Origin of the sequence: Mangrovivirga cuniculi, assembly GCF_005166025.1 — a bacterium.
In the GTDB taxonomy this organism is placed as follows: domain Bacteria; phylum Bacteroidota; class Bacteroidia; order Cytophagales; family Cyclobacteriaceae; genus Mangrovivirga; species Mangrovivirga cuniculi.
Window position 1 is genome coordinate 1,484,830 of the sequence record NZ_CP028923.1, and the last position, 24,992, is coordinate 1,509,821.

At 37.0% G+C, this 24,992-nt stretch carries 17 protein-coding genes; 10 read left to right on the forward strand and 7 right to left on the reverse strand.

What is annotated here, in order from left to right; all coding sequences use genetic code 11:
- Positions 1-78: 78 nt before the first annotated feature.
- The 3 genes from DCC35_RS06795 to DCC35_RS06805 form a co-directional block, all read right to left on the reverse strand.
- Entirely contained in the window at positions 79-7,296 is a 7,218-nt protein-coding gene (locus DCC35_RS06795) for an Ig-like domain-containing protein (RefSeq protein ID WP_137090068.1), read from the reverse strand.
- Between the two features lie 483 nt (positions 7,297-7,779).
- Complete coding sequence (locus DCC35_RS06800) at positions 7,780-8,646, reverse strand: 3'(2'),5'-bisphosphate nucleotidase CysQ family protein (RefSeq protein ID WP_137090069.1); 867 nt, start codon at positions 8,644-8,646, stop codon at positions 7,780-7,782.
- Positions 8,639-9,625 carry a phosphotransferase gene (locus DCC35_RS06805; RefSeq protein ID WP_137090070.1) on the reverse strand — a complete coding sequence of 329 codons (987 nt, stop codon included), beginning with the start codon at positions 9,623-9,625 and terminating at the stop codon, positions 8,639-8,641. The genes DCC35_RS06800 and DCC35_RS06805 overlap by 8 nt, the downstream gene beginning before the upstream one ends.
- 702 nt (positions 9,626-10,327) lie before the next feature.
- Between DCC35_RS06805 and DCC35_RS06810 the strand changes: the two genes are divergently transcribed.
- The 10 genes from DCC35_RS06810 (at position 10,328) to DCC35_RS06855 (ending at position 21,827) form a co-directional block, all read left to right on the forward strand.
- Entirely contained in the window at positions 10,328-10,567 is a 240-nt protein-coding gene (locus DCC35_RS06810; protein ID WP_137090071.1) for an addiction module protein, read from the forward strand.
- On the forward strand, positions 10,557-10,859 hold the full coding sequence (locus DCC35_RS06815) for a type II toxin-antitoxin system RelE/ParE family toxin (protein ID WP_137090072.1): 303 nt from the start codon (positions 10,557-10,559) through the stop codon (positions 10,857-10,859). The genes DCC35_RS06810 and DCC35_RS06815 overlap by 11 nt, the downstream gene beginning before the upstream one ends.
- Positions 10,860-11,919: 1,060 nt before the next feature.
- Complete coding sequence (locus DCC35_RS20860; protein WP_137090073.1) at positions 11,920-14,109, forward strand: RHS repeat-associated core domain-containing protein; 2,190 nt, start codon at positions 11,920-11,922, stop codon at positions 14,107-14,109.
- Positions 14,110-14,133: 24 nt separating this feature from the next.
- Positions 14,134-14,553, forward strand: coding sequence for a hypothetical protein (locus tag DCC35_RS06825; RefSeq protein ID WP_137090074.1), 420 nt, complete (start codon positions 14,134-14,136; stop codon positions 14,551-14,553).
- Positions 14,554-15,663: 1,110 nt separating this feature from the next.
- Positions 15,664-16,047, forward strand: coding sequence for a BlaI/MecI/CopY family transcriptional regulator (locus DCC35_RS06830; protein WP_137090075.1), 384 nt, complete (start codon positions 15,664-15,666; stop codon positions 16,045-16,047).
- The gene (locus DCC35_RS06835) at positions 16,040-17,311 is read left to right on the forward strand and encodes a peptidoglycan DD-metalloendopeptidase family protein (RefSeq protein WP_137090076.1); all 1,272 of its coding nucleotides are present in this window, start codon (positions 16,040-16,042) and stop codon (positions 17,309-17,311) included. The genes DCC35_RS06830 and DCC35_RS06835 overlap by 8 nt, the downstream gene beginning before the upstream one ends.
- Before the next feature lie 378 nt (positions 17,312-17,689).
- On the forward strand, positions 17,690-18,463 hold the full coding sequence (locus tag DCC35_RS06840) for a hypothetical protein (RefSeq protein ID WP_137090077.1): 774 nt from the start codon (positions 17,690-17,692) through the stop codon (positions 18,461-18,463).
- A 442-nt stretch (positions 18,464-18,905) separates the two neighbouring features.
- The gene (locus DCC35_RS06845) at positions 18,906-19,235 is read left to right on the forward strand and encodes an EndoU domain-containing protein (protein WP_175402750.1); all 330 of its coding nucleotides are present in this window, start codon (positions 18,906-18,908) and stop codon (positions 19,233-19,235) included.
- A gap of 2 nt (positions 19,236-19,237) precedes the next feature.
- Positions 19,238-19,669 (forward strand): hypothetical protein, encoded by a 432-nt coding sequence (locus tag DCC35_RS06850; protein ID WP_137090079.1) that lies wholly within the window; start codon positions 19,238-19,240, stop codon positions 19,667-19,669.
- A 1,186-nt stretch (positions 19,670-20,855) separates the two neighbouring features.
- Positions 20,856-21,827 (forward strand): hypothetical protein, encoded by a 972-nt coding sequence (locus DCC35_RS06855; protein WP_137090080.1) that lies wholly within the window; start codon positions 20,856-20,858, stop codon positions 21,825-21,827.
- Between the two features lie 9 nt (positions 21,828-21,836).
- Here the strand turns inward: DCC35_RS06855 and DCC35_RS06860 are convergent, their stop codons facing one another.
- The 4 genes from DCC35_RS06860 to DCC35_RS06875 are packed head-to-tail and all read right to left on the reverse strand — an operon-like array spanning position 21,837 to position 24,990.
- Complete coding sequence (locus tag DCC35_RS06860; RefSeq protein ID WP_137090081.1) at positions 21,837-22,427, reverse strand: HD domain-containing protein; 591 nt, start codon at positions 22,425-22,427, stop codon at positions 21,837-21,839.
- A 21-nt stretch (positions 22,428-22,448) separates the two neighbouring features.
- Positions 22,449-22,985 carry a Pycsar system effector family protein gene (locus DCC35_RS06865; protein ID WP_137090082.1) on the reverse strand — a complete coding sequence of 179 codons (537 nt, stop codon included), beginning with the start codon at positions 22,983-22,985 and terminating at the stop codon, positions 22,449-22,451.
- 26 nt (positions 22,986-23,011) lie between these two features.
- Entirely contained in the window at positions 23,012-24,427 is a 1,416-nt protein-coding gene (locus DCC35_RS06870) for an adenylate/guanylate cyclase domain-containing protein (protein WP_137090083.1), read from the reverse strand.
- Positions 24,428-24,441: 14 nt separating this feature from the next.
- Positions 24,442-24,990, reverse strand: coding sequence for a tetratricopeptide repeat protein (locus tag DCC35_RS06875; RefSeq protein WP_137090084.1), 549 nt, complete (start codon positions 24,988-24,990; stop codon positions 24,442-24,444).
- Positions 24,991-24,992 lie beyond the last annotated feature (2 nt).

The following is a 24,992-nucleotide window of genomic DNA, read 5'->3' on the forward strand; positions in this document are numbered from 1 at the left end:
TACAAAGGTAAATTAATGTAAAAAAAGGCCAGCGATTTAATCGCTAGCCTTTTTTATAATAAAGAATGAAATCAATAATTATTGTTTTATTATCTTTTTCTGAGTGATTATCATTCCTGATTCTGAAATCAACCTTAGTATATAAATTCCCGGTCTTAAAGTTTCAACACTCAAAGCGTTGGTTCTGTTACCTGAAATATTGCTAAGATCTGAAGTCAGAACATTCTCACCATTTAGATTATATATTTCTGTATGGTATCTTTCGCCAGTTCCTTTGAAGTTTAATTTGATAAAGTTTTGTGCCGGAACAGGATAAACTCTGATATCAAAATCTTCTTCATTAGTAACCAGGTTTTCAGCATCCTCGAGCTTAACTATAAGCTGTTCTCTGGCATCAGCAGATAATTTGTTGATTACTATAATGCCATCCAGATCGTAGCCGTCAGCATTTCCACCTCTGAAATCTGCAGCGTCCGAAATGTCTGTGATACGAATGTAGCTTGCTCTTTCGAGTCCACCATCAGCGAGATCAACAGCTCCATCTTTGCATATTTCTTCTGCAACAACGAACCAGTCAATTCCGTTTTCTGATGCTTCGATCCTGGCTTTTTCAGGATAACTCGAGCATGCTGAATTACTATCTCTGAAAGAAGTTTCAACGATCAGCAAATCATCTCCTTCCCGATCCATTACTTCACATCCCAGTGCAATTTCTATCGATCCACCAAATCCTAGAGAAACGAAATTGAAATTGTCATTTTCCTGTGGTTCTCCCAAAGCTTGCTCTGGATTAGATCTCGATTCTGGTAAATCTCTGCCATTTTTCCTTTGCCCTGGATTATAAGATAAAACAGATTCACCATAACATTCGGAAGAATTGTTATTGATAACTTCAAAGTTAACAGTAAGTGGCATCCCTTTAAATCCATTGCCGTTTCTTTGAGTAAATGGTGTGGCTGTAACTGTATTTATACCTAATGGGAATTCCACCGGGTAAAATTTATTGCCGTTACTAAAATCACCATTCAAAGAATACGGAGCAAAATTTTCTGTTTGGAAGGCATCCTGATCATTAAAATCAAATACTACACTTCCCACATTTTCGCCGTTTACTTCCGCGACAATACTGAATTTATTTTTACGGAAATTATCCAGGTTAAGAACATCTCCCTCAGACAGAGGACCGATTTCTTCTTGTAAATCAGCGTTGATCAAAGTAAAGCTGATTACCTCCGGAATAGGTAAAACGGTCAATGCAACAGGAATAGTTTCAATTGGAGTTATCGGATCATTACTTCTTACAGTTATATCTCCGAAATAAGTTGAGTCAGCTTCCAATTCATCTGTGAAGAATGTTACTGATACTTCATCCGTTTCACCGGGCTGTACTGTTCCGCCAACGGGAGGTGTAAATGTAACAGCCAGTTCATTAGTTAAATATTCATTATTAAATATCACTTGAAGACCGTTCATACCCATTGGTCCTTCTATGCCAACTGTACTACTTGTGGCAATGGTCGATTCAACATTTTTGTATTGAAATTTAAACGAACCATCAGGGAATAGAATTACCTGGAAGCTAACCGGATCAGGAATTGGTAAAAACGGAGGGAATCCAAATCCGGGAACTTCTTCATACTGCACGATAAAGTATTCAGAAGTTCCATGATAGAACACTCCCGTTCCATTTTGTGGCTCAAGATCATCCCATAATGGTGCAATAAAATTATTTGGATTAGTTACATCCGGAATTTGCTGATTTGTGAAATTGTTTCCAACAATTGGTCCGAAAGTAAGAAATCCGTTTGCCCCGATTGTTACTTCACTTTGATCATTTCCGAAGAAATTAAAATCAAAAGGAAGGGGAACGGTAACGTCTCCATCTCCGCCTACATCTGCAGGAGTACCGGTTGAAGAAATATCCATATAATCGTAAGCCGGTCCGCCACTGTTATTATCTACCCATGTATATCCAAATGTACCTGGTCCGCCACTTGCATTAAGGAAGGTTGGGCCTACACGTGTATCCTCAGATTCTTTACTAAGGATCTTTTCAAACTCAAGTTTTTCATAACCCTTTGAAACCAGGTCGTTTTCAGCTTTGCCAAACGGTGGTGTTGACAGGGTATAAGTTAATGGGAAATTACCTGCGTTTGAAACATTAACAGTCGAGCTGATCGAATCTGTTTTAAAAACTGATAAAGCTATCGAATCAGGATCCAGACTGATAACCGGTGGATCAACTCCTATTCCCGATAAATATACCGTTGACGTAGTATTGCCAAATGCATCATCACTTTCAATAATCACTTCATTAGCTATTAAACCAAATGATGTTGGAGTGAAAGTAACATTAACGATCCTCGATTCATCAGGCTGTAAAGAAATCGGGCCGGTTTCATCGATAACGAAATCACTATTTGAGTTTGTTAAACTAGCGACTTCCAGGGTTTTGCTTCCTGTGTTTGTAATCAGGAAAGATGCCTCACTGCTAAGACCAACAAATAGTGAATCGAAATTCAGGCTATCGGGCTCCAGAGAGATCTCCGGGAATCCAATTACTGTTAATTCGAATAATGCCGTATTGTTTTCTTCAGAAGGAGCATTGCTTGATAAGAACAATTCATCAAAATACACTCCATCATTTAGATCTGTCGCATCCAGGGTCACATCTATTTGTTTAGATCCTCCAGCCGGTACAACTCCGCTTAGTGGTGTAACATTTGAAATAAATGGCGTGAGAACTACATCTGGTTTTACAAATCTTAATGCGAGTCCATTTTCTACATAATCTGTATTAAAGGCCACTTGTGCCCCATCAGAACCATCTGCGTTTTCTATTCCTATGGTTGCGGTATTCACAAAAGATGCTGTTAAAACATCTTCATAGAACACATCGATATTTCCGTCATCATATAATACTATTTGGAATGTAACATATTCTTCAGCGGTGCCAAAAAATTCAGTTACCTGTGTCCACTGAACTATAAAGTGATCTCCAAAATCCTGGAAATGAACGGCTCCATCAAACTCCTGAGGTTCCAGATCATTCCAGAACCCTGCAATTACATTGTTTACATTATCATCAACAGGAATTTGGGTGTTTAACCACGTTGGAGCAGCAGGAGGGGTAAAAGCTAAAAATCCATTAGCATTGATAAAGACTGAATTCTGTTCTTCGCCATAAAATTCAAAAGGGAAAGACAAGGATACCTCAGTTGAGCCATCTCCTCCTAATGCATCAGTTATTTCTGTACCAGTGGAGGTAATGTCATTGAAGTTATACACTGGTCCTCCTGCCTCATCACTGTCGATCCACGAGTAGCCAAAACCATTGTCAGTACCCAGGCTCTTATCAACAGGCGTTCCTACTCGAGTGTCTTCAGTTGACTTTTCAGCAGTTTCGACATTGAAATTATCGAAGGCAAGAACCTCAGCATTTTTAAGATCTAAAGAAGGATCCATCAAGGCTGCTTTTACTGCAAGGTCAGGGAATGAGAAAATCAGCGGAGAATTACCCTCGTTTTTAAGAGTCACTGATGATTCGACTGTAGTGCCCGCATCGGTGGTTTCTTCCGTAGTGGAAGGTTCAAATAATGCTATCGGAGGGTCAACACCAACGCCATTGACAACCAGATCAAACGATGTATTGTTAGCAGCATCGCTTTCTATGCTTATCAGCCCATTAATACTTCCGGTTGATGTAGGTTTGAATGTCACTGAAACCTCTAAAGATTCTCCGGCAGGTATCTGAGCAGAGGAAACGTCGACAGTAAAATCAGAATTGTCTGAAGAAATCTCCGAAATATTAATCGCTGCTAAACCTGTATTTGATATGGTGAATGTACGAGTTCTTTCTGCTCCAATAAATACATCGTTAAAAAGCAAAAACTCTTCGGAAAAGTCAATATTTGAAACTTGTCCGCTTACCGAAAACTGAGTGTTAACTGCAACAGACGGATTTACCGGATCATTACTTGTAATATTTAATGGGGTGTTATAGGTACCATTCGCCAGTGTTGAGCCATCAAATGTTGCCATGATGGTCAGCGAATCGCCAGGTGCTATACTTCCTGATTCTGGCTCAAGCGCAATGTAACCTTCTGTACTACTGCCACTGAGTGCGCGTATAAAGAATACAAATCCTGAAGGATTATAAGTTGCACCTCCATCTCCACTAAAGAAATAAGTATCTGGCCGTTGAGTTGCATTGTCATCTACTCCCTGAGGAAATTCGATTCCATCAGGATATTTGTGAACGACCCAAAATGAATCGCCGGCTTCGAAATTAAGGGATTCTTCTAAAGTTTCTACAATTACAATGCCTTCTTCGCTTCCCTGCTCGATAGTCTGTGATAAAAGCAACTCGCCTTCTGTAGGATCATTACCACCGGCATAAATTTCAAGGATAATCACAGGATCTGAAACTGCTTCTGTTCTGAAACCATTTCTTACCGCAGTTAATGTGAAGTCATTCTCCACATCAAATTTCATCGCAGTGGTGTAGGCAGATGTTTGTAATCCAGCAAAGTTATCAGGAAAATCAATACCTGAATCGTAGTAAATAGAATCGTTGAAAGAACTATTCAATGGCTGACCAGGAGTACTTTTTCTGACTGACCGCATTAATCCTTTTTCAAAAACTGATCCTTCGGTATATTCTTTTTTATTTCCTAAGCCGTAGTTGGTTAAGTCAAGCTGTGTTACAGCTCTTCTGGCGTTAGTAGATGGAGGTTCAAATGAGGTGTTGCCCGTGTTTATATTAAACTCCAATACAGATTCTCCTGAATTTTTGATTGTAAATGATTCATTGTCTGTTGGAGGATCATCGACGGTCACGTCTACTTCGGCACTAAGATTATCCGGGTTAACACTAATTAGCGGAGGCGCCACAACTGTTAATTCAACCGGGATATTTATTGGTGAATTAGTTGAATCATTGCTCAACACATTGATTGTAGCATTGTAGGTACCTGAGGTAAGGATTCTTCCGTCAAATTTCACATTTAATGTTTCAGACTGACCAAAGGGAACAGCCCCTGAACTTGGTAGAACACTTAAGAAGAATGCGTCCGGATCACCATCTGTAACTTCCAGGTTATCAACATCAAAAGTTGAACCAGTAGTCTCCATCGCCGATAAAAAGATAACTTGTTCGATAATTGATGCAAATCCCTGTCCGGTGAAAATTAATTCACCGTCAATAAACAGAGAAAAGGATGAATCATCTTTGTCAACAACTATTTTCAGATTAAAATATCCATCTGGAACCGTTGCATTAAGCCGTGTGAAATTTGATTCTGTAAGAGCATCTATTGTTCCATCTGGATTGAACCTGATTCTTGTCACAACAGAACCTTCAGTTGGCGATTGTGGGATGAATTCCCATGTTACTCCTGATCCCTGAATATTTATATCAGCTGAAGCAGTCATAAAAGGTTCGGCCAAAGGAGTGATTGTAGGAGAAATAGCTAATATATTTCCTGGCCTTGTGCCACCAAGACCATCGGAAACCCCTCTGAAATGAAGAGTGCTGTCTTTTGGGTTTTCGCTGGAAATAATCCAGTTATCCGCATATTGACTTAGCCATCCATTTTGTCCATTAATATCTCCCTGAGTAAATGATTCGAATCCTGTGGCATAAAGGGTGGTAACCAATCTATTTTGAGAGGTATAAGGCCCTACAATTGCATTCGATAGATCATTTCCTGCAGGCTGCTTTACGCCAAATTTTTGAAATCCGGCACTTTTAATAGTTGCGTCAGATTTTTCAACTAACTGGCTGAAGGAATTTAGTGCATCATCTTCTATTTCAATATTAAATATCAAATCATCATCACCTGAATTACTAATTGTCAGATCTCTCGTTTCCTGCTGAAATTGCTCCAGTATTACTGAATAAGAAGATGGGTCTACTGATATTTCCGGGGCTTCGGTACCATCGATTACCCTCACGTTAACAGGAACTGAAATTGTATTATTAAAATTCGCTACTTCTACTATCAAGGTATCAAAGTATATTCCCTTATTAATACCTGAGGCATTGATATCAAAAGTGATCGAGTCAGTTTCGCCAGAGGCAATCGACAGCGATTGAGGAGATATGTTAGCGATTAATGTCGATCCTGAGGAAGGAACAATATTAATAATAATAAGTGAATCAGAAATATTCGATAATTCAAGCTGTTTCGATATTGTGTTTCCAGTAAATATTTCTTCATCGAATGTAGCCGGACTAACCACTACCGGAGGAGCGTCGTCATCATTAATCACCCATCCCATATCTTTAAACAATCCCCTTGTAATATCACCAATATCAAAATTTGATTCAGCAGATCCAACCTGAGGTGTCATAAGGGAGTTAGGGTTTCCCGCAGGGAATGCTGCCTCATCCCAGTGAGCGATACTCGATCCACCCTGGAATGTCGGTGGTGCGTATAATTCAGGCCTATCTCCACCTAAGGCTGCTTTAGCGAAAGTTCCATCCATAAAAATATCACCTCCGGTAAATGCGTCACCTAATTCTTGTGATGGATCAGGGAAATTGATTAGTAAATTTCCATCACCATCAACTATGAAAATTCCAAATATTGAAGGAATTCCATTAGAACGGAGAGTTCCTACTCCCGCATTATATCCTCTGACGGTAGTGAAACCAAGGCCATGACCTGCTTCGTGCAAGGCAACGGTAACGAAGTCAAACAAGCCAGCAGGTGTGTTTCCGTCCAGACCAAAGTACCACGGGATACCATTTCCCAGGTTTACAATAAGATCAAATTCTTCGTCTGGAAATAGCACTTCGCCAGCCAGTGAATTGGCTAACGCTGCCGGGTATAAGACGTCTTCTTCCGGAGCTCCGGGAAAATTGAAAACGTTGTAAGCCGGACCTGCAGAAGCCAATACTCCCGGGCCTAAGTCTGCAAAATCTGCAAAAACTTTAATCGGAACAGGAGAAACTATCTGCGTAGCCCAAATGTCAAGAGCATATTGAAATGCTGCTTTTGCTTCAGGGTTTGCTTCGGCACCTGGTCCAAAAGTTATCTGGAATTCAGCTGTAGCATTTTGTTTTAATACTCGCTGATTTTCAAGATTGTCTGAATCGGGAATATTCACCCGAGTAAACATATCTTCAAATTTTGCCGGGCATATTACAGGTTCAGCCGGGGCTTTTTGTGCCTGGGAATATGTTGATAATGGAATGAAAAGCAACAAAAGGAATAGCCAGGCTATTTTCCTTAAGGCGTATTTCTTCCAATACCAAGCTCCAGGTTTGGTAGAATTAGTAAAGGTTTTCATTGATAAGTAATTAGTGTTTGAAAATTTATTGGTTTTGGTTTTAATTAGGAATTTCTACGGCGGTCGGAAACCGAAACTGAATTCGATTCCTTTGATACTGGCATAAAGATTTACAAGAGGCAATAGAATGCTATTGCAGACTTCTTTAATCAGCATAGTGATTTACTACTTTAATATTTAGTTACCATAAGAAAATGATTGATCACCTTTTTCATAGAAAATCGAGATCTAAAACCAGTGAAATAGTTTTGGTTGATTTAAACTATTCCTGAAAAATCATTTTAATTAATATCGTAAAAATTTAACTATTTGCAAATTTAATTGTAGTATTTAATGTAAAATTAATTATGAATTGATTTTAAGTATAAGTAAAAAAATATCATCCAATAGCTTAATAATCTGGTTTAAGCCCTCCTACAAACTAAGTGAAAAAAATCTGTTCGGTTTCGGGTAAGTTTTTTAAGTTTAATCGTTTGATGTTATTTACATTTTGTCTGAAATATTTTGGATAAACCCCAATATCAATTCGGCGGTTTCAATGTTCGTACTATAAATTATACTATTTTCATGCATAAAAGTGGTGTGCTTTTTATTGAGGTTCAACGGCTCACCCCATTCATTCACACAGACCAACCCTAATTCGTTATAAATACAACAAGTAGCAGCAAAATCCCAGAAGCTTCCACCGCCTTCTGATTCTTTTGATAACTTAAAATAACAACCCGGTGCATTTTCGATTCCTTTAAGAGCATTCATCACCGCACCGTACCCAATTTTCGGACCTTCAACTTTTAATCCATTTTGTTTTAAATGATCGAGCAGGTTTTCATATCGCTCATCTTCTGTAGAACTTCTATCCAGGTAGACCGTTAGTTCACTATTTTCACTTATAGTGATCTCTTTTCCATCTTTGAAGGCTCCCAATCCTTTTGCAGCGTGGTAAAGTGATGAGTTGACCGGATCGTAAACAACACCGATATAAGGCATGCCATCCCGGGATATCAAAGCGATTGAAACTGCATACCCTTCCTGGTTTTCGACAAATGATAACGTTCCGTCTATCGGATCTATACACCAGAAAAAATCTTTTTCTAACCTGCTTTTGTCATCGGTGGTTTCTTCTGTGAGGAGGCCAAGATTATATTTAGCCATTGAATCTTTTAGATGCTCAACTATTAATGATTCTACCTCGGTATCAACTTGAGTAACTACCTGGGAGGCTAGAGTCTCCTGATCACCTTTCATTTCTACATTGACATCTTTCCTTGGAAAAGACTTAATATGTTTCCCTGCTTTCTTTACTGCATCTATTGCAGTATCACTCAATTCCTTTAAAGTCTTTTCATTCATGATCAATCTCTTTTAAACACTTTTCAACAACCTCTTCTGTGATTTTCATCGCATGATCGTTCACTTTCCAGTGACCGGGGCTCCAGCCATTTAAAAACCGCTGGAAATCTGCGATGGCGTAAGGATAGAGATCCCGCCATTCCTTTTCAATGTCATCGTTTTTTAAATTCTGGTTAATAGTAGATTTAAATTCTTTGAAATAAAAATTTAAGTAATCCTCTTCAGTTATCCTATCTACCGAGGTACAGGCTCCTAATAAATAGGCAACATCTTTCATGCCGCATCCACCTCCCACATACTGGAAGTCTACTGCGGCAACATCATCGTTATTTACCGAAAAACAAAAGTTAGCTGGTTTAGCATCTCCGTGGATAATCGTTTTATATTTACAATCCTTGAGTTTTTGGTCTATGTGGGGAGCAGCTTTTTGCAGCCGTTTATTCTCCATTTCCTTAAATTCATCCGGTCGGGTATCCAGGTGCCAGTAGCTTCCCTGTTCCCAGAGACCTTCAGGTTTCTTCATCATGAACTCACCATGAAAATTGGCAAGCCAGCTTAGGCATAATTTGATTTGAGCGGGATTTAGATCAAGGCTTCTTCCCGGAAAACCTGCGAGATCAAGGTCTTCTAATAGTATCAAAGCCTGCTCATCATATTCTTTGATTTGTAGAGTTTTTGGAACTCTGCATCTTTCATTGCATAGGTGACTGTATTGTTGATACCATTCTAATTCTACTTCATAAGAATGGAGTTTTCTTTGATGGGAAATGTTGGTATTCCATCCCCTGGGGTGGGAAGAAGCATTTCTGAAGTTTATGAGTTTGAGAATTACCGATTTTGGTTCCGAATCAGGAAGAGTTATACGCAAAATTTGCCCATATCCACTCCAAAGCTCCTGGATTTCTTCAATTTTCGAAATAGCTGAGGCGTCTGTATTACTGAGAATAAACTCTTTGATATGTTGATCAATTTCTATCATAATTGGTGTAAATATAGTTTAATTTTGATCGTCATTTCGAACCTTAGATAGCCAATTCACTAAGAAACAGATTTCCCACTATTTTCGAAATGAGGGTTAAAGTTTAGCCTTTTCATATGTGAGAAATCTGTAGAGAAGTGCAATCAGGATGAGAGTGAACATCGTTTGTAACGCTGAATTTGTTGTTTCTTATAGAAATGGATTGCAAATCCATGGATGAGGCTTCGGAATTGCAAATTCCAAAGAGCGTTAATTATTAAACCACAGTTGCTTTCCTGTGTCTCCACAGGAAAGGTGTAGTTGGATTTACATTTCAAGTGGGGACACTTGAAATCAGGGGCTGGGATGATGTGGTTACCCGACATTTGCAATTCAAATTTAAATTTCATTGCTGGATTACAAATCCACCGATAAGGCTTCGGAATTGCAAATTCCGAAGAGCGCAATTTTTCAAATGATTCATATATTAAAATTGAATCAGAGATAAAAGCCGCTGCTCGACATTTGTAAGGTCGAACTTTTATCATAGGATCTGTGATCAATTAAAAACTTATGATTCTTAAAAGAGGTTGTTATTACTGTTTTTACTTAAACAATTTTTCAACTCCTTTCTAAAAGAAATCAACAGTGGTTTTTAAATAATATGAATAGTGAAATAAGTGAAATAATAGTTACCTTTATAAAATAAACATTAAAGTGCGAATGGATATACATTCAGTAAAAATCGATCTTATACATTGGCTTACAGAGCTACAGGATAAATCAATCTTGGAAAAGCTGCAAGTGATCAAGGAACAGCAGGAGGGTACATCTAATTTAACGCCGGCGCAAAAGAAAGAATTGGACGACAGGCTTAAAAAGTATGAGTCAGGAAATATGAATTTTTCTTCCTGGAATACAGTAAAAGACCGAATCAGAAAACGCGGAATGGATGACCTATAATTATCGATTTTCTGAGGAAGCAGAATCAGATATTTATGACTCATACCTTTGGTACGAAAAGCAGCGATCAGGTTTAGGAGAAGAGTTTTTGAAAGAGCTCGAAAATGCTGCAAGAGCAATCATTAGTAATCCCACTACGTATAGAATTCGTTTTAAAAAGAAAGTAAGAGTATTTGTAGTCAACCGCTTTCCATACTTGATTTTATATATAGTAAATGGGGGCAATATTGATGCGATATCAGTATTTAATACCAATCAGGATTCTAAAAAATGGAAGAAGCGTGTAAAATAACTCTCAATAGGTTGGGTAGCTTTTTCTGCAAAATACGTTCGGTAAATCTGTCTGAACTAGGATTTACAGGATATAAGGATGATAAGATATGAAGCCTCTGTTAGATCAGGGGCTTTATTTATGAATAAGCTTTTTTAGCCTTAAAATCTCTAATCGACATATCCATGAAGTAGTAAATCTTTTCCTGGATGTCTTAGGGAAGCTTTTGCAGCTATAGCACCCGGTTAAGTGTTTTTTTATCGATGAGCTGGCAGTACTAACTAGATAATCATGGACGGCAGATTATTTCTGAAGGCTATTCCAAGTGTCAGAATCAGGATTTTCAAGAATTTAGGATTAACAGGATTTTGGGCTAGCCAGCGTAACAAGTGTGTTGATGAGAACAGCGTTAGTACCACTGAAATTATTGTTTCATTTCATTTTGATGACATCATAAACAAGAACTGCTCCATTGCTTGACTGTGTCTCCACAAGCAAGGTGTAATTTGGGGTTTACATTTCTTGTGGAGACACTTGAAATCAGAGGCTGGGATGAAGTAATTGTTCGGTATTTGCGATCCGAGTTTAGATTTAAATATCATTATTGGATTACAAATCCACCGATAAGGCTTCGGAATTGCAAATTCCGAAGAGCGTAAATTTGCGGCGATGTAATCGCATACCTCGCGCATCCTCGTTGCAAACGAGGACGATGGGCAACCCCACTCGTTCAGCAAAACGCGTTCGGATAACCTGTCTGAACTAGGATTTATTGGATAAAAGGATTTATAGGATAAGAAACAATAGCCTCTAATCCCGCAGCTGTTCGTAGTTTAGCGATAGCGTAACTACGAACTTTTAAATGAAAAGCAGGGATTGCATCCCGTTCATTCATATAGGATGATATATATTAATTTAAGTCTTTAGATTTTTCTATGGGATTTATTATGATTGCTAGGAATTCAGCTATAATTTAGTCATGCGCATTGCTTCGCTATGCAGGCCAGAGGGTGGCAGGAATTGATTGATGTTATAATGTTCTAGATTAACTGAGTTACAGACTTTGCATTTTATTATAAATTTGAAGTTGTCTTGCGGTACACTCCAAACAGCGGGGGTAGCTAAAGCTTATAACCTGGATACTATTACCTACGACCTTAATGGTAATATCACAACATTAAATCGAATGGATGGCCAGGGAGCCGGTATGGACCAAATGACATACAATTATGTCAATGGCAACCAGCTCAAAGGCGTTACGGATGCCGGAACCGAAGAAGGTTTCAAAGATGGTAATAACAGCAATGATGACTACGATTACGATGCCAATGGTAACATGATCGCTGATCGCAACAAGGGCATTACTAAAATAACTTATAATCACCTGAATCTACCTGAAGAGGTGTGGTTCGATGTTACTGGTAGCAAAAAGATTGTTTATACTTATGATGCTGCCGGTATAAAATTAAAAAAAGAAGTTTTTGAAGCTGGGAATTTGATTAAAACTACTTCCTATATCGGCGGTATGATTTATGAAAATGGCAAGCTTCAACAAATAGCTCATGCTGAAGGACGAATAGTTCCGGATACACTACCTGATGAGACTGTTCAGTTTAAATACCAGTACCATCATAAAGATCATTTGGGTAATGTACGAATGACCTATGGTGAAACGAATGATCAGGATGTTTACCTGGCTACGATGGAATCTGAAAATGCATCCACAGAAGACGGACAATTTGAAAAATTAGGCAATAGAGTGCCCAGCATCGCAGCAAATAGTACTATTAATGGAAATGAAGCGCTTCGATTAAATGGTGTGCCTGGAAATATTGTTGGAAGTGCAATAACTATTACAGTAAATCCAGGCGATGTGGTGGATATTTCGGTGACCGGTTACCATGAAAATGTAACCAATGGCAGTCCGCTTTCCACATCTATCTTGATTACAGCATTAGCTGGAGCATTTAATCCGGCGACTACAGGCATCGGAGAATCTACATCTCAAATGGAAAGTGCATTTACCGGAGCATATGGAAGCAGTGCCTTTGTTGGTTCTTCAACTTCAGATGCACCGGCTGCCTACTTGAATTACCTGTATTTTGATACTGATTTTAATTTAATCACCGGAGGATTTGTTCAGGTTCCTGCTACAGGGTTTATGCAACACTCCTTGACTTTAGATAATATAAATATCAACCAGGTGGGTTATGTTTACGTATACACCAGTTATGAAAGCGAAAGCACCGATTGGGTTTATTTCGATGATTTGACTGTTACCCACAACAAAAAACTCGAGATCATTCAAAGCGAAGATTACTATCCCTTCGGTTTAACCTTTAACGAGTATCAACGAAAGGGATTTAGGGAGAATAACTTCCTTTATAACGGTAAAGAACTTCAGGACGACTTCGATCTAAACTGGATGGATTATGGGGCTAGGATGTATGATGCCGAAATTGGAAGATGGGGTGTTGTTGATCCAATGAGTGAAGAAAGGAATTGGTTATCACCTTATAATTATGTTCAGAATAATCCACTAATTAGGATTGATCCTAATGGGGCATTAGATGAGTGGTTTAGAAATGATGAAACCGGAGAATTAGAATGGGTAGATGTTCAGGCTGACGAAAATGGCAATAAAGATTATAACATTGAAGGGAAAACATTTGTAGCAGACAATGATGCTTCTTTTTTGGAAGTTAGGGATGCTTATAATTTTTTAGAGGGAGACGGTGCATTTGGTTTGGATGAATCATATCGAGTAGGATCTTATGTGTCAAGCAGAACAATTGACGGTATATCTGAATCAATAAAATCTGTTCCTGATAAGTTACACCAAGCAGACTTGGCTGTAATTAATTTTTCTCATTCTGTCAAAAGAACAGAATTTGGGGGAGTGTTTTCTGTTGGTACTAAATCATTAAATCTATCTTTAAAATTAGGAGCCTATAGCACTGGTGAAACAACAGGTGGTGGTTTTGTTAAAATAAATGGTAATTACGATTTCAATAATGTATCCATACAGGAGTTTGCTACATTTAATACAACTGCTGCAGGATTTCTTTCATTGGATACAGAATTGAATTCTGGCGCAAATAGAGCTCAGCTTAATGCCTCAATAGGTAGAGCTTCAGTAACAGCAGATTCCAATGGTAAATATACTTTAGCTATAGGTAAAATGAGTCCGGGCTTAAGTATATCTACAGGAGTTTCAGGTAGCAAGGAACTTTTTAAGTATGAAACTAAAGAAATTCAATTAGGGAATTAATTAATTTTGCAATTTAGTATTTTTATGAAAAAGTTTATATGGATCAAATTATTTTCAATATTTCTATTTACAGTTTTTGTTATTGCTTTCACTATTAATTTAATTGATTACATAGCATATATTAATAATAGAATAATAGTCAAAGCATCAATTATTGATGTAAATCCTGGTTCAACGTCAGGATATAAAGATTACAAATTATCTATTAATGATACTGTTACTTCAACAATATCATCATCAGAAGATTTTGCAATAGACGAGACTTTAAAAGTCTATTTTGTACCCGATTATAATAGTGTATATCTAATTAATGAAAATTTATTTTTAAATTTGCTTTTACTTTTTATTGGAATACTCTTTACCCTGTTCATATTAGTTAAATCATTTAAGGAACCTAATTTTGTTAAAGATATGTTTAGTCTCAATAGAGGAGAGGGTGGGTAAAAGGATTGTCTTGTCCTGAAATAGGTTTACACAATTAGATGTAAACAAAATGAATTATTCTAAGAAAAGAGTACCCCGCTGTTAGTAGTTTAGCGATAGCGTAATTACGAACATTAAATGAAAAGCAGGGATTGTCTGAACTAGGATTTATAGGATAGAAGGATTTTAGGATAAGAAACTAAAGCCCCCACTCGGGCGCGTTGTTTTTTCAACAAAACGCGTTCGGCTAGTATGTTTGAAGAAAGGATGTCAGGATAAGAAACCCAAAGCCTCTGCTAGATCAGGGGCTTTTTTTATGAATACGCTTTTTTAGCTTTAAAATCCCGGATTGACATATCCATGAAGTAGTAAATCTTCTCCTGGATGTCTTCGGGTAGCTTTTGGAGTTCGAGTACCCGGTTGAGTGTTTTTTTATTAATGAACTCATTGGCAAACTGCTGCTGCTCGACATTTGCAATGTCGTGCTGTTATCATAGAATCTGTGATCCTAATTAAATTAAAGGCGATACAATCGCCAACCTCAAGCATCCTCGTTCCAAACGAGGACGATTGCTGCTTTTAATTACGAAGCTGCATGTTATATTGATACAGAATTTTTCATCATTTATAGATGATGAATTTTTAAAAACTACTCCATCGCCCATGTTTAGCGAAGCGTAACGAGGGTGTATTGAGAACAGCGTTTGTAACGCTGAAATTGTTGCCTCTAATTAGAAAGCTGCTGTTTGACATTTGCAATGTCGAACTGTTATCATAGGATCTGTGATCCGGATTAAGAAGGAATTGTTTGAGTTGATTTGGGCACAAGTGGGACGCATGCCCTAGTGTGGCAATTATTGGTGGATTGCAAATCCACCGATATGGCTTCGGAATTGCAAATTCCGAAGAGCGCAATTTTTCATATAAATCATATAATTAAAATTGAATCAGAATGAAAAGCCGCTGTTCGACATTTGTAATGTCGTACCGTTATCATAGGATTTGTAATCCGGATTAAAACATAGTTAGTTCGTTGTCTTACAGTTACTTGTGTAGTGTGTTACTATAAAAGTAATCATATAATTATAAATATAGTTGTATAATTATTTTTATAGTAATACATTTGTCATCATGAAAGAGTTAACTAAGGCAGAAGAACAAGTAATGAACATTGTCTGGAAACTGGAAAAGGCATTCTTAAAAGATGTCGTTGATGAGTTTCCTGAGCCCAGGCCAGCATACACGACTATATCGACTGTTATGCGGGTGTTGGTGAAAAAAGATTTCATCGCATATAATACCTATGGGAAGGTTCATGAATATTTCCCTAAAGTTTCAAAGGAAGATTACTTTAAGAATCATATAGGAGGAGTGATCAAAAACTTTTTTGATGGCTCTTTTAATCAGTTTGCTTCCTTTTTTACCAATTCGCAAAATGCGGGGGTTGATGAACTTGAAAAAGTTAAGAAAATGCTTGAGAATAAAATTGATGAGTTAAAAAAGAAAGATGAATAAGTTTTTAGTTTATATCGCAGAGGTCAGCATTGTATTTTCGCTCCTCACAGTCATCTATTATTTGTTTTTAAGGAGGCTTACTTTTTATAGTCTTAATCGCTTCATTTTGCTATCTATAATACCGGTTTCATTGATCATTCCACAGTTAAAATTGAATTTCGGATTTAGCGAAAGCATTATGGTTTCTCCTTTTTCCGAATACGGTTCTGCATCTCCGGGTGCTGAAGTAATAGCAGAAGGGAAGGTCAGTTCGGGAATTATTGATATGAATGAAATTACTTTGTGGATCTATTTTAGCGGAATGGTGATTTTCTCTTTCATATTTATTTTCAATATCACCAGGGTTTTTCTGCTTGCTAAAAGATCTTCAAGCCGGGATTACAACGGTTACAAAGTAATCCAAACAGATATTCCTCATGTGTTTTCTTGTTTTAAGATGATTTTTCTTCCGAAGAATTATGATCTGGCGAGTCATGGATCAATCCTGGAGCATGAAAAAGCACATATCCGTATGTATCACACCGTTGATCTGATTATTACCGAATTATTCATCATTCTGAGTTGGTTTAATCCTTTTGCCATACTCTTTCGAAGTCAACTCAGGTCTGTGCATGAATACCAGGCAGATCAACAAGTAATAGCATCCGGAGTCAGGAAATCTGACTATCTGCAACTAATGCTGAGTTCGATAACTATGACAAGTTCTCAGAGCATTACAAGCAGCTTTAACAGTTTAACAATTAAAGAAAGAATTGAAATGATAACAAAAAATAAAAGTAAAAGAACAGAGCAATTGAAGTATTTGGTATTAGTACCTGCTCTTGTGTTTATGATATCAGCGTTTGCTCATTTTATAGGATCCGAACCAAGGGTTATGCCGATACAAAAAGGATATGAATATAAGCTGACAGCAAAATTCAATAAACATGTGGTGATACCGGAGAAAGGAATAGATAAAGTGCATGGTGGAATAGATTTTGCTGCAAAAGAAGGAACACCAGTGGTTGCTTCCGGTGCCGGCAAAGTTATTCATGCCAAAATAAAAGGTAACTGGGGTAACCTGGTAATTATTGATCACGGAGATGGCTTAATATCCAGGTACGCTCATTTGCAGGGATTTGATGTTAAAATAGGTGAGGAGGTCAGTGAAGGAGATGTGATTGGTAAAGTCGGAAATACCGGAAAATCCACAGGTCCACATCTTCACTTCGAAATAGAACGAAATGGAAAGAAATTGGATCCGGAAGATTTCATCAAATTATAATAGCATTTCAGGTCAACAAATAAAACCGGGTGAGGATTCTCCCCGGTTTTTTTATTATAAGAGGCGCCCGTATCTGGACCTTATTATCGGCGATACAATTGCCAACCTCACACATCCTCGTTACAAACGAGGACGATAAACATCTCCTTAGGAAACATAATTAATAGTTGTTCCATCGACCTTGTTTAGCGAAGCGCAACGAGGTTGTTATCGAGACCAGCGTTTGTAACGCTGTGAATAAATACTGATTTTACATTTTATAAAAGTTTGAAGTTGTCTTGTGATTCGAGACGCTTGGTAAATTTTGATTTAAACTAAATCAACAAATTTATATCATCCAATTTTTTGATATATTAGGGATTTAGGCGATAAGAAATCATGAAGAAAAAATCAGAAATTAGAATTTCATATTTAGATAGTGAAAGCCAAATATCCCAAAATATTAGATTGGGGTTGAATGGGTATCTGAATTTATTAAAGCTTCAAGATGAAAAATGCTTAACTTTTGATAAAGCAATTAGAATTGAACTAGGTGAAGATTTAGAGAATAAGGTAATTAATTTTGATGATTTTGAGTATTTGGCAAGAGTAAAAATTAGTAGGGTTCCTGAAATTTTTAATAGTAGAAATGATTATAATGTACTTATTGAGTCAATTTTTAAAGAGATATTAAACTTGTTAAAAAATAAATTCAATTTCGATACTTCTAGTTTGGAAAAAGCAATTGAGAATGTAAGAATCAAGGAATTTATTGAGTTCAAGCAAATTGGAGAGTTTAAAGAAATTGAAGATTTTAAATTAATGCTTGGAGCGAATTTTAATATACATAAAACTAACTTTTTTGTAATTATTTTCAATTCTGATAAAAAGAAAGTATTCGAGTATAACCTTTATTCATTAATGTCTTCACAAACTATTATAAATGAATATTTTCCTGAATTTTCCAATCATAAAAAGAATCAAGTTGATATACTTTTACGAAGATTAGCGAGAAGATATAGCATAGTTTCTTATAACCACACTTTTGAAGTACAAGTGGATGATAAATTCCCATCTGATTTAGTAGAGTTAAAATTAAAAGCATTAAATCCCGATACATTACAAAAAGATAGGATTGAAATTCTAAAGGAATGCCTTCAACACGGAATTTGATAAATTAATTGTCTAATCGGACTTTCATTCTGGCTGGATTACAAATCCAGAAGAGCATCAGTATTAAATTAATCAGAGTTACAAATTGAAAGAACTTTCATGAAAGAAAGCTGCTGTTCAACATTTGTAATTTTGAACTTTTATCATAGGATCTGTGATCCGAATTTATAAAGGCGATACAATCGCCAACCTCACACATCCTCGTTGCAAACGAGGACGATTGACTTCTATGTAGGTATCATATTAATAACTGCATCGACCTTGTTTAGCGAAGCGCAACAAGGTTGTTATCGAGACCAGCGTTTGTAACGCTGAAGTTGCTGCCTCAAGTTAGTTTTGATCACTGCATAGAAGAAAGTAGCATTAGACATTTTCAATTAGTAAAATTCCATAGAGCTTTTCTATTGAGTAGTGTGAATTTTAAATGTATTATTGTGATAAAATGACCGAGTCACAGACTCTGCATTTCATAAAAAGTTTGAAGTTGTCCTTCGGAACACTCCAAACAGCGGGGGTGGAAATATATGGAAAGAAAGGTGATGGTAAAGGTGGTTGGGTTGATGGATGGATCAACAAAAAGTCAACTTTCTTCCCAGACAGCTGGTCGAAATCAAAAATACAAGCTGAAGTTGCACATGCTTTCAAGACGAAAGAATTTGATAGACTAGAGAATGGAGCAGAGATTTTTAGAGGAACAGGTTCGGATGATTCAATTATAGAAATCGTGATAAGAGGCGGAATAGTCAAGACAGCTTATCCTATAATTCCATAAAGATGATGAATAAGTCAAGATTTGGTTTAAGCATGAAGATTGTAAGTAAGAAAGAACACCAATTAAATGGATATCTTGTGATTTTTTACTTATCAAAAGATGGCCGTTTACTTGTAGACGTAATAGATGAAGAAAGCGATTCACATAGTTATATTGAAGGATTTTTACATCATTGGAGTGACTTTGGTGATATAAAGGAAGACCTTATACCTATGATAGACTCGGTTAAGAATGGTTATTCTGTAAATGAGTTTGTAAGTTCTGAAATCTCATGTGCTTATATTGAATCGGAAACAACCTTTTTTATTCATGAAAGTGATATAGGTGAAGGAAAAATAGAAGCAGCAAAAGATCCAAATAGGCATATGCCTACTTCAATATTTGAAAAGATTATCTTAAAATGGGTTGAATTTCTAGAGAGCCAAGGTAGATGAGATTTTTCACTTGGGCGCTTTGCTTTTTCAGCAAAATGCGTTCGGGATGTCTGAACTAGGATTTATAGGATAAAAGGATATCAGGATAAGAAACCAAAGCCTCTGATCACTCAGGGGCTTTTTTATGAATAAGCCTTTTTAGCTTTAAAATCCCGGATCGACATATCCATGAAGTAGTAAATCTTTTCCTGGATGTCATCGGGTAGTTTTTGAAGTTCGAGTACCCGGTTGAGTGTTTTTTTATTAATGAACTCATTGGCAAACTGCTGTTGCTCGACATTTGCAATGTCGTGCTGTTATCATAGAATCTGTGATCCTAATTAAATTAAAGGCGATACAATCGCCAACCTCAAGCATCCTCGTTCCAAACGAGGACGATTGCTGCTTTTAATTACGAAGCTGCATGTTATATTGATACAGAATTTTTCATCATTTATAGATGATGAATTTTTAAAAACTACTCCATCGCCCATGTTTAGCGAAGCGTAACGAGGGTGTATTGAGAACAGCGTTTGTAACGCTGAAATTGTTGCCTCTAATTAGAAAGCTGCTGTTGACATTTGCAATGTCACACTGTTATCATAGGATCTTTGATCCTAAAAACTCTAATGAAAGAGGTAGAAAATAGCTCGATTAGGCTGCCATCAACAGACAGATTCCTCCTTTCGTCGGAATGACGTTGTGAAGGAAGTTTCTACCAGAAAGGAACAAATCTGCTCCATTGCTTGCCTGTGTCTCCACAGGCAGGGTGTAATTTGGGTTTGCATTTCAAGTGGGGACATTTGAAATCAGCGGCTGGGATGATGTGGCTACTCGACATTTGCAAATGAAATTTAATTTTATTGCTGGATTACAAATCCATGGATAAGGCTTCGGAATGGCAAATTCCGAAGAGCGTAAATTTGCGGCGATGCAATCGCCAACCTCACGCATCCTCGTTGCAAACGAGGACGAGGGGCGTGTTAAATATTAAACCACAGTTGCTTGACTGTGTCTTCACAGGCAAGGTGTAGTTGGATTTACATTTCAAGTGGGGACACTTGAAATCAGCGACTGGGTTCTTCTAGCATCTGTCACCTTAATTACCGAATTTTAGATTATGAAATCTTGCTTAGCTGTTTTTATCTTCTCATTGATTTCCAATTGCTTAATTGCGCAGGTGCCTAATGATAATATACAGGACAGGATGAAGCTAAAAATAGGGGAGGTTGCCCATTCTAAAACGGATGATTGCACCGTCCAGTTCAACTGCATCGATCAGAGTGTTACCGGTACCTGCCTGATTTATCACAATGACCAGTGGTTTGAATTTAATTCGGGTAATCATCAAAAGCTATTTCTCAATGTTTATAATCAGCAGTGCAGAGATCTAAAAGGGGTTCAGGTGGTCGTAGTGCAAGGTACACCCTGCGATAAAAAATCTTATGACCTGATAACATGTGCTTCATTTGGAAACCAGGATGATGTCTTTTTAACCCTCGATAATTTAAAAAAGAATACTGATTACCTGGTGCTCATCGATGGATACCTCAATGATTTCTGCCGGTTTAATATCCAGGTAGGAGAGGAGGCGAAAGGTATTCCTGTCAACCAATACCTGAAATTGCCTTTTAAAGCAGCAAATAATAACGGTGTAATTAAATTTGATTGGCTTTTGCCTGATTCCATTCGGTCTGAAGTAGAAAAGTTTGAGATCTATCAGAGAACAGGGGCAAGGTTTAAAAGTGCTCTGATCAAAACCATCAATGTAAAAGACTATGCTTATGGCAATTCGGAAGGTAATTATTCCTTTATTGATACAATAAGTAGTGATACCAGCTATCATTATAAAATCGTCGCAAGGCATTTAAACGGAGCAGCAGATATTGTTTCTGAATATCTCATCACAACAGAAGATGAACTGGTACCTCTTAAAGTTTCTGAAAGTATAATTCCGTCAATTAAAATCAGAAAGAAAGACCAGGTAACAGTATTAGTAAGAGATTTTTATTCAAGGAAGGTAATTAAAACCTTTCAGTACATCGGCAGGGAAATTCCGGAAGAGGGCTTTTTAATCAATAAGGCTCAATACAAAAACCTGGGATTAGAAAGATTGAGAATTGAAATCATAAATAATGATTCTGGTCGAAAGGAAGAAATATATTTAGATATAAAGTAGCAAGGTTTGTCAACCTGAATTAATTACTGCTTGTTTTAATTCATTTAATCGCTTTTGCTTTTCTGGTTCCCTATGCTCTATCGCAAAATCTGTATGATAGTGGTGTTTTTCAAGGAAGTTTATTTGAGCTTTATTCCAGTCATCGATCGAATCAATAACACCGAACCCTTTTAATTCTTTGAAAAGCTGGTTACTGATTTCATAAAACTCATCCCCACCCAGGTAGTCAAGGTCAGCATCACAAATAATTCTTTCAAGATCGGTTTTAGGCGATTGCGGTATTTTTGTTGCCATGATTAAACCGGCGACTAAGGTGATTTCATCATCCGTATAACCGTATTTTCTCATTATTTCAGTTGTAATCACCACTCCGTGCTCTTCGTGATTTTTGTTTGAAACGGTAAATCCAATATCATGGGTAAGAGCTCCAATTCGCAATAATTCCGCCCGATGGCGGTCAATTTTATCTCGCTCGATGTATTCATTGCATACATCGTAAACCCCTAGTGTATGATCTATACTATGATAATATAATTTATCAGATAGTTTATTTCTTAAAATATCTAATGCATGTTCTTTTACCTTTGTGAATGCATCCATTACTAAAAAATTAAATAATAGCTACAGAAATATTACCCAATACAATAATATAAGGATCAGAGCAATAAAACTGACTGCAAAATATTTTATTGATAATTGTACGCTCGCAAACTTTTTGTCAATGATTTTGCTTTCAATATGAACCTGCTGACTCAACTCGAGGCATAACTCTTTAATATCTCCACAAGTTTCAATATAATTTTTATTGAATTCATCTACATCACCAAAAGCATATATCGCATCTCGAAAGAAAAATACATTACTTTTATAATTTAACACCATTCTTGGCATAAAACACCTAAAACAGTAATAAATTGATACTAAAACCAGTAAAATCCATAATCCGGCAAGAATGAGTACCACAATACTTTCCGCAAAAAGAGCCTGAAAATAGTCGAGGCGATCTACGAAAAGCCCGAGGATTAAACTATGAAATGAAAATATCACACCTGCTTTTAACTCAGATGCTCTGATTAGTCGTTCGAGGCGTTCTAATTGTAACCAGTAATTTTGAGGATCCTGGTCTCCGTATTTTATATTCTCCTTAGTTTCTGCCATTTATGATTTTAAGTGGCTTCTTTAATTTAAGAAATTTTTCCTGAATGTTTTAAATTGGCATCTATTTCTTCCTCATTTTTAATCCCTTCTACAAAATACATGTTCAACTGCCCTTTATTCTTCACATCCAGTGCACCTCGATATGAACATTCAAATTTATCTTTTACTAATTCGTAAGTTGTTTCAGAAATATTAATCTTGCCAGGTGTGGATGATGATTCCATTCTCGCAGCCACATTCACAGTATCTCCCCAGATATCATAAGCGAATTTTTTAATTCCTACAACCCCGGCAACTACCGGACCGGTATTAATACCTATTCTTACTTCAAAAGGAAATATCTCCGGCTGATCCTTTTTCACATTATTAACTATTTCAATAATCTCCATAGCCGCCAGAACAACATTTTCAGGGTTATGATTGTCAGGGAAAGGCATTCCTGAGGCACACATATATGCATCGCCAATAGTTTTTATTTTTTCGATGCCATATTTTTCCATTATTGCATCGAATTCAGCAAAATAATAGTCCACACTTTTCACCAGGTCTTCTGGGGAAAGAGTTTCAGAATAATATGTAAACCCTTTAAAATCGGTGAACATCACGGTAACCTCATCAAATCTCTTTGCCTTTACTTTACCATATTGTTTTAGTTCGTTGGCTGTTTCTTTTGGTAAAATATTCAGTAAAAGATTATCTGATCTGGCTTTCTCAATATTGATAAGTCTGTTGGTCTTTTGAATAAATCTATACCTGTTAAAAAGCCCGAGAGCAATAATAAATATTAACCCTGCACCGATTCCAGTAGCTAAAGTCAGGTTTTTTTGACGCTTTTCATTTAATTGGGCAATTTCTCTTTCCTTTTCCAGTAAACCTATTTGATTTTGTTTTTTATCCAGTTCAAATTCAAATTGTAGGCCCCTGATGCGATCATCAGTAGCTATATTAAAAAGAGAGTCTTTCTGTGCCAGGTATTGTTCATGAAAAACCAGCGCTTTTTCATAATCTTCTTTTTGCTGATACGCTTTGTATAAACCCAGGTAAACATCCCGGAGTTCTCCGGAAATCCCCATACTTAAAGCTATTTTTTCTGCTTTTTGATAACTGTCGATTGCTTTATCGGGATCTGTCTTCAGATAGATGTCGCCAAGAGAAAGTAAGGATTGAACATGATCCAGCTGCAATTCATTATCAATAGCGTATTGGTTAGCCTTATTAAGATATTCTACAGCTTTCTGATCATTATTTAAAGCAGTTTCAATCCTGCCGAGCATGATGAGGTTATAGGCGTAATCCAGACTATTTTCACTCAGGGGTATAGTTTTTTCGAACTTATCTAAAGCTTCTTCAAATTTATCCTGCTTGAAATAAACTTCCCCGATACCCATGAGTTGACCAGCCGTAAGTTGATTGTTGTTTAGCCCTGGAATGTATTCATCCATCCGCTGATAATAAGTTAATGCTTTTCATAATTTTTCATTTGAGCATATACGCCGCCAATATTGGCAAGGCTTGTAGCTATTCGGACAGGGTTTTCTTGTTTTTCTGCAATACTCAGTGATTCGAGATAATATTCCAATGCCTTCGCCTGGTTTCCTGCACTGTAAAATATTGCCCCGATATTATTAGCCATGTTTGACATCCCATCGAGATCATTTATTTCGCCAAATACTTCGTGCGCTTCAGTCCAGGTTTCTAATACTGCGCTATATTTTCCCTGGTAAAATTCCGCCATGCCAATCTGCTTGAGAGCCTGGGCTTCACCTGAACGATATTTAATATCCCTGCTTAATGAAAGTGCATCTTCTGCTATCTCTTTCGATTTACCAAGGTCTCCTTCGTTTCTAAATTCAACACTCAGACCGATCAGGTGGTTAACTTTGGTAGTATCCAGGTCAGCTTGCTCTATGAGATCATTTATACTATCAACAGCATCAGTTTGACCCTCACAAAGGAAGGTCAAACTGAATGTTATTATTAGTATTGTCTGAGTTATATACTTCATAG

What these genes read in the sequence shown, in the direction of transcription:
- DCC35_RS06815 (WP_137090072.1), top strand. Translation starts at nt 10,557, where the DNA reads ATGACCTATAATTATCGATTTTCTGAGGAAGCAGAATCAGATATTTAT.
- DCC35_RS06875 (WP_137090084.1), bottom strand. Translation starts at nt 24,990, where the DNA reads ATGAAGTATATAACTCAGACAATACTAATAATAACATTCAGTTTGACC.
- DCC35_RS06860 (WP_137090081.1), bottom strand. Translation starts at nt 22,427, where the DNA reads ATGGATGCATTCACAAAGGTAAAAGAACATGCATTAGATATTTTAAGA.
- DCC35_RS06840 (WP_137090077.1), top strand. Translation starts at nt 17,690, where the DNA reads ATGAAGAAAAAATCAGAAATTAGAATTTCATATTTAGATAGTGAAAGC.
- DCC35_RS06870 (WP_137090083.1), bottom strand. Translation starts at nt 24,427, where the DNA reads ATGGATGAATACATTCCAGGGCTAAACAACAATCAACTTACGGCTGGT.
- DCC35_RS06845 (WP_175402750.1), top strand. Translation starts at nt 18,906, where the DNA reads ATGACCGAGTCACAGACTCTGCATTTCATAAAAAGTTTGAAGTTGTCC.
- DCC35_RS06825 (WP_137090074.1), top strand. Translation starts at nt 14,134, where the DNA reads ATGAAAAAGTTTATATGGATCAAATTATTTTCAATATTTCTATTTACA.
- DCC35_RS06850 (WP_137090079.1), top strand. Translation starts at nt 19,238, where the DNA reads ATGATGAATAAGTCAAGATTTGGTTTAAGCATGAAGATTGTAAGTAAG.
- DCC35_RS06830 (WP_137090075.1), top strand. Translation starts at nt 15,664, where the DNA reads ATGAAAGAGTTAACTAAGGCAGAAGAACAAGTAATGAACATTGTCTGG.
- DCC35_RS06835 (WP_137090076.1), top strand. Translation starts at nt 16,040, where the DNA reads ATGAATAAGTTTTTAGTTTATATCGCAGAGGTCAGCATTGTATTTTCG.
- DCC35_RS06795 (WP_137090068.1), bottom strand. Translation starts at nt 7,296, where the DNA reads ATGAAAACCTTTACTAATTCTACCAAACCTGGAGCTTGGTATTGGAAG.
- DCC35_RS06810 (WP_137090071.1), top strand. Translation starts at nt 10,328, where the DNA reads ATGGATATACATTCAGTAAAAATCGATCTTATACATTGGCTTACAGAG.
- DCC35_RS06855 (WP_137090080.1), top strand. Translation starts at nt 20,856, where the DNA reads ATGAAGCTAAAAATAGGGGAGGTTGCCCATTCTAAAACGGATGATTGC.
- DCC35_RS06865 (WP_137090082.1), bottom strand. Translation starts at nt 22,985, where the DNA reads ATGGCAGAAACTAAGGAGAATATAAAATACGGAGACCAGGATCCTCAA.
- DCC35_RS06800 (WP_137090069.1), bottom strand. Translation starts at nt 8,646, where the DNA reads ATGAATGAAAAGACTTTAAAGGAATTGAGTGATACTGCAATAGATGCA.
- DCC35_RS06805 (WP_137090070.1), bottom strand. Translation starts at nt 9,625, where the DNA reads ATGATAGAAATTGATCAACATATCAAAGAGTTTATTCTCAGTAATACA.